Here is a 4,937-nt window from a genome sequence, read left to right on the forward strand (position 1 = left end):
ATCGTGGTTGTGCTGGTGCTCGTGTGCATGATGTTCGTGCTCGTGATCCCCGCAGCCACAGCCGCAGTGTTCGTCATGGTTGTGAAGGTGCTCGTGTTCATGATGTTCGTGCTCGTGATCCCCGCAGCCACAGCCGCAGTGCTCGTGTTCATGATGTTCATGTTTATGATCCTCACAACCACAGCCGCAGTGCTCATGGTGGTGATGATGCTCATGTTCATGATCTTCATGGTCATGATTCTCGCAACCACAGACGCAGTGATCATCATGGTGATGGTGCTCATGATCGTGATGTTCTTCATGCTCATCATGGCTGTGATGCGCATGCTCGTGACCGCAGCCGCAGGAATCTGCGGACTTCATGGAATCTTTCTTTAATTTTTCTTCCATATGAACTCTCCTTGCTGATTCGTTTGTTTTTTATATGAATATATGAATTAATGTTCATATGACTATTTAATCATATATAAAAATCTTTGTCAACAGCTTTTCAAAGAACGGATCAAAGAAAAGTAAAATTTATTGCAAAAGAAATATAGAAAATATTAATATATTCTGAAAAAATAATCTATTTTATTATTTTTATTTAACATGTTATACTTTCAACAAGTAAAGAAAGGTAGCAACATGTACAGTATCGACTTAAACAGTGACATGGGTGAGAGCTTTGGCGCATATAAGCTTGGCGGCGATGAAGAGATCATCAAATATGTCACAACAGCAAATGTAGCATATGGCTGGCATGCAGGCGATCCGATGGTAATGGATAAGGTAGTCCGCATGGCAAAGGAACGTGGCGTTATGGTTGGAGCCCATCCTGGATATCCGGATCTTCTTGGCTTTGGACGAAGAAAGATGGTTCTCTCTCATGATGAAGTTAAGAATTACGTCAGATACCAGATCGGAGCACTGGCTGCATTTACCAAGAGCTACGGAATGAAGCTTCAGCATGTCGCTCTTCATGGAGCAATGGGGAGGGGAATGCCTGCCAGTATGATGAGGATATTTCCACAGCGATCTGTGAGGCAATCTGCGAGTATGACAAAGATCTGATCGTTTATTACTGTGCAGGAGCAGTTCTTGGTGATATCGCTGAGAGCAAGGGACTTCGCACAGCATCTGAGATTTTTGCAGATCGTGCATACATGGATGATCTTTCTCTTGTAAATTGTTAAAAGAATTATATTGTTATATGATTTCGTAAGTGATATACTTAAACATAAGGAAAACCGTGTGAAATTACAGTTTGCTTTTTGCACGGTTTCTTTTATATATGATAGTTAGTTGAAGCTAACAACAGAGCGATGTGAAAGTACTTTTGACTATACAGAAAGGAATACATAATGCTAATGAATGTTTTTGAAGGTATACTGATTCCATTTGTTGGAACAACGCTAGGTGCAGCATGCGTGTTTTTTATGAGAAAAACACTTAGCAAGTTACTGCAACGTGCACTTGCAGGGTTTGCAGCAGGTATAATGGTTGCTGCTTCAATCTGGAGTCTTCTGATTCCGGCAATTGAACAATCTGAGAATATGGGAACTTTATCGTTTGTTCCGGCAGTTGTTGGGTTCTGGATTGGTATATTGTTTTTACTCGCACTTGATCATTTGATTCCACATCTTCATGTTGGAAGTGATCAGACAGAGGGACCGAAAAGCAAACTTGGCCGTACTACGATGATGGTGTTGGCAGTTACATTACATAATATCCCTGAAGGTATGGCAGTTGGTGTAATGTATGCAGGATTTCTTGCTGAAAATGCACAGATTACAGCAACAAGTGCACTTGCTTTATCACTTGGAATTGCTATCCAGAATTTTCCAGAAGGAGCGATTATATCCATGCCGCTTAGGGCAGAGGGTGAAAGTAAGAGAAAGGCATTTCTGGGAGGTGTACTTTCAGGAGTCGTTGAACCGATTGGAGCAGTAATGACGATTCTTGTCGCACAGCTGGTAATCCCGGCATTACCATATTTACTCAGCTTTGCAGCAGGAGCTATGTTATATGTCGTGGTTGAAGAACTAATTCCGGAAATGTCTCAGGGACAGCACTCGAATATCGGTACGCTTTTCTTTGCACTTGGATTTAGTTTGATGATGATCTTGGATGTGGCACTGGGGTAAGAGGAGAGGAAAGATTCTTATGAGAATATTGATTTATGGTGCTGGTGTGATTGGATCCTTGTATGCGGCTTTATTTGCAGAAGCCGGTTATGATACAAATATTTATGCCAGAGGTAAAAGACTTGAGGCTTTAAGAAATAATGGATTGAAATATAAGAAAAATCAGGAAGTAATAAAGGCAGAGATTAGGATTCTTGGAGAACTACCAAACGATGATATTTATGATTTTGTCTTGCTTACTGTCCGGGAAAACCAGCTGTATGAAGCACTTACTGAATTGAAAAATAATAAAAGTAATACGATTGTTACAATGATAAATTCACTGGACAGTTACAATAAATGGGAAGACATTGTCGGAAAAGGAAGAATATTACCGGCTTTTCCAGGAGCAGGCGGAAGTATAAATGATGATGGTATCCTTGATGCAGCACTTACTCCAAGGTTGATTCAGCCGACAACATTTGCAGAAATATCAGGAAATAAATCCGAAAGAACTAAGCAGTTTTCAGAGATATTGAGGCATGCTCATATACCATACCAGAAAGTAACGGATATGCATCTATGGCAGCTTTGTTATCTTGCTATGGTGGTACCGATTGCAGATGCGTATTATGAATCAGACGATCCGGAGAAAGTGGGAAAAGAATGGAAAATCATGAGGAAAACAGCAGAAAGGCTGAAAAGAAATTTTAATTTTTGCGAAAACAAAAGGGTAAACTGTCACCATGGAAAATGAATATTTTTCGCTTTTTACCATTGTCATTTCTGACGATTATGCTGGCAGTTACATTTGGAAGCAGTTTTGGAGATAAATTTATGTATCAACATGCTATGAAGGCACCAGATGAAATGAGGGAATTGCATAAGCAGTTTTATGCTTATATGAAAAATGAAGAAATGCGGATGCAAGGCGAAAAAGGTACAGTGATTGGAGAAAAAAGCATGAAAAATGAAGAATATAAAAAATTGTCAATTAAAGAGTTTACAAAAGCAGCAGGAAGATATGAAAGTAACCATGCTGGCATTTACGAAATGTGCAAGAAAGATTATCCGGATATTCTGGAAGAATTAGAGAAGGAGCCATTTAGAGATTTATTAGATGCAGGCTGTGGGCCTGCTCCAATGATTTCTTTATTAGCAGAAAAACATCCAGACCGGCATTATACAGGACTGGATCTGACTCCTGCCATGATTGAACAGGCAAAAAAGAAAATATACCAAATACAACATTTGTTGTAGGAGACTGTGAGAACTTTCCTTTTGAAAAGGATTCATTTGATGCAATTATTTGTTCTATGAGCTTCCATCATTATCCGGATCCACAGGCATTTTTTGACAGTGTGAAAAGATGTCTTCGCCCAAATGGAAGATTGATACTGAGAGATGTGACCAGTGACAATAAAGTATTGGTATGGCTAATGAATACATTGGAAATGCCGTTGGCAAATATATGCGGACATGGAGATGTCCAAGTGCCAACAAGAGATGTGGTCATAAAATGTTGCAAAAAAGCAGGATTAAAAGTAGAAAAATTTGAAATTCGTAAAGGTATGCGAATGCATTGTGTTGTGAGAAAACCTATGGGAAAGGCGATAGGAAATGAAAGATAAGTATCTTAGGGAAACACGAATGGTTGATTTTTCTAATCCGGCAATTCAAAAACTTATTCAAAATATGAAATGGAAGGAAATGGGTGAATTTGAAAGGATTAAGGCAATCTACAACTATGTAAGAGATGATGTTTTATTTGGATATAATATTGATGACGGAATTTCAGCTTCAAAAGTACTTGCAGATGGTTATGGACAATGTAATACAAAAGGAACTTTATTTATGGCACTTTTACGTGCCTGCAATATTCCATGCAGAGTACATGGTTTTACGATTGATAAAAGATTGCAGAAAGGGGCTATGACCGGGTTTGTTTACCGTAATGCTCCAAAAAGTATTTTCCATAGCTGGGTAGAAATTAATTTCGAAAATCAGTGGTACGAACTGGAAGCTTTCATTTTGGATAAAACCTACATAAAGAAGTTACAGGAACAAAATTCGGAATGTACAGGTGCATTTTGCGGTTATGGAGTAGCAGTCAAGGATTTCAGAAATCTCATTATTGAGTTTGATAGGAACAATACTTATATTCAGAGCGAGGGAATCAATCAGGATTTTGGTGTTTATGATTGTCCAGATGAACTGTTGAAGGAACATCATCAAGAAATTTCAGCCTTTAAAGCATTTGCTTATAGACATATTGGAAGACACCTCATGAATCGTAATGTCAGGAAGATTAGAGAACGATAGTTTTAAGCTTTTAGAATTAAAATTAAATTTGGAGGGTAATATGGCAGACAAAATACAAAATGCTTATGAAACATCAAAAAATATATATGACGATGTTCTTACGCAAAGAAATATTTTCAGCAAACTGTATATTAAGCTATTTTGGAGTGGCACGGATGATAATGATATAGCACGAAAAGTTTTATCATATGTTCCAGATGACTTTTCAGGAAATCTTCTTGATGTTCCGGTTGGAACTGCTATATTTACGGAAAACAAATGGAGCTCTCTGAAAAATGCACATATTACTTGTATTGATTACAGCATGGATATGCTTGAACAAGCCAGAAAAAGACTTGGTAGTCATGCGCATATCAAATGTATTCAGGGGGATGTGGGGAACCTGCAAATGGAGAATGAATCTGTTGATACCGTTGTCAGTATGAATGGTTTTCATGCATTTCTTGATAAGCAAAAAGCATTTCATGAAATATGGCGTGTTTTGAAACCAGGCGGCGATTTCATTGCCTG

8 protein-coding genes and 1 pseudogene are annotated in these 4,937 nt (G+C 38.4%); all 9 read left to right on the top strand.

Annotated features, from left to right (window positions below; all coding sequences use genetic code 11):
* A partial coding sequence (locus CK1_RS18545; protein ID WP_353611185.1) for a hypothetical protein occupies positions 1-378 on the top strand: 378 nt, incomplete at its 5' end.
* A gap of 249 nt (positions 379-627) precedes the next feature.
* Positions 628-1,053 carry a LamB/YcsF family protein gene (locus tag CK1_RS15710; RefSeq protein WP_015527127.1) on the top strand — a complete coding sequence of 142 codons (426 nt, stop codon included), beginning with the start codon at positions 628-630 and terminating at the stop codon, positions 1,051-1,053.
* Positions 1,029-1,175: a LamB/YcsF family protein gene (locus CK1_RS15715; RefSeq protein ID WP_242982019.1), complete on the top strand. Its 147-nt coding sequence runs from the start codon at positions 1,029-1,031 to the stop codon at positions 1,173-1,175. The genes CK1_RS15710 and CK1_RS15715 overlap by 25 nt, the downstream gene beginning before the upstream one ends.
* Positions 1,176-1,343: 168 nt before the next feature.
* Positions 1,344-2,126 (top strand): ZIP family metal transporter, encoded by a 783-nt coding sequence (locus CK1_RS15720; RefSeq protein ID WP_173740065.1) that lies wholly within the window; start codon positions 1,344-1,346, stop codon positions 2,124-2,126.
* Between the two features lie 19 nt (positions 2,127-2,145).
* Entirely contained in the window at positions 2,146-2,862 is a 717-nt protein-coding gene (locus CK1_RS15725) for a ketopantoate reductase family protein (protein WP_015527129.1), read from the top strand.
* A gap of 386 nt (positions 2,863-3,248) precedes the next feature.
* Positions 3,249-3,595: pseudogene (locus CK1_RS18550) on the top strand (class I SAM-dependent methyltransferase); the annotation flags it as partial.
* A 3-nt stretch (positions 3,596-3,598) separates the two neighbouring features.
* Entirely contained in the window at positions 3,599-3,736 is a 138-nt protein-coding gene (locus tag CK1_RS18555; protein ID WP_353611274.1) for a hypothetical protein, read from the top strand.
* On the top strand, positions 3,726-4,427 hold the full coding sequence (locus CK1_RS15735; RefSeq protein WP_015527132.1) for a transglutaminase-like domain-containing protein: 702 nt from the start codon (positions 3,726-3,728) through the stop codon (positions 4,425-4,427). The genes CK1_RS18555 and CK1_RS15735 overlap by 11 nt, the downstream gene beginning before the upstream one ends.
* A gap of 40 nt (positions 4,428-4,467) precedes the next feature.
* Positions 4,468-4,937, top strand: a 470-nt coding sequence (locus tag CK1_RS15740) for a class I SAM-dependent methyltransferase (protein ID WP_306288990.1), incomplete at its 3' end; no start/stop codon positions are given.

It is taken from the genome of Ruminococcus sp. SR1/5, from assembly GCF_000209835.1.
In the GTDB taxonomy this organism is placed as follows: domain Bacteria; phylum Bacillota; class Clostridia; order Lachnospirales; family Lachnospiraceae; genus Blautia_A; species Blautia_A fusiformis.

Bases quoted from the DNA above. Each gene is read 5' to 3' on its own strand.
- CK1_RS15710 (WP_015527127.1), top strand. From the start codon at position 628: ATGTACAGTATCGACTTAAACAGTGACATGGGTGAGAGCTTTGGCGCA.
- CK1_RS15720 (WP_173740065.1), top strand. From the start codon at position 1,344: ATGCTAATGAATGTTTTTGAAGGTATACTGATTCCATTTGTTGGAACA.
- CK1_RS15725 (WP_015527129.1), top strand. From the start codon at position 2,146: ATGAGAATATTGATTTATGGTGCTGGTGTGATTGGATCCTTGTATGCG.
- CK1_RS15735 (WP_015527132.1), top strand. From the start codon at position 3,726: ATGAAAGATAAGTATCTTAGGGAAACACGAATGGTTGATTTTTCTAAT.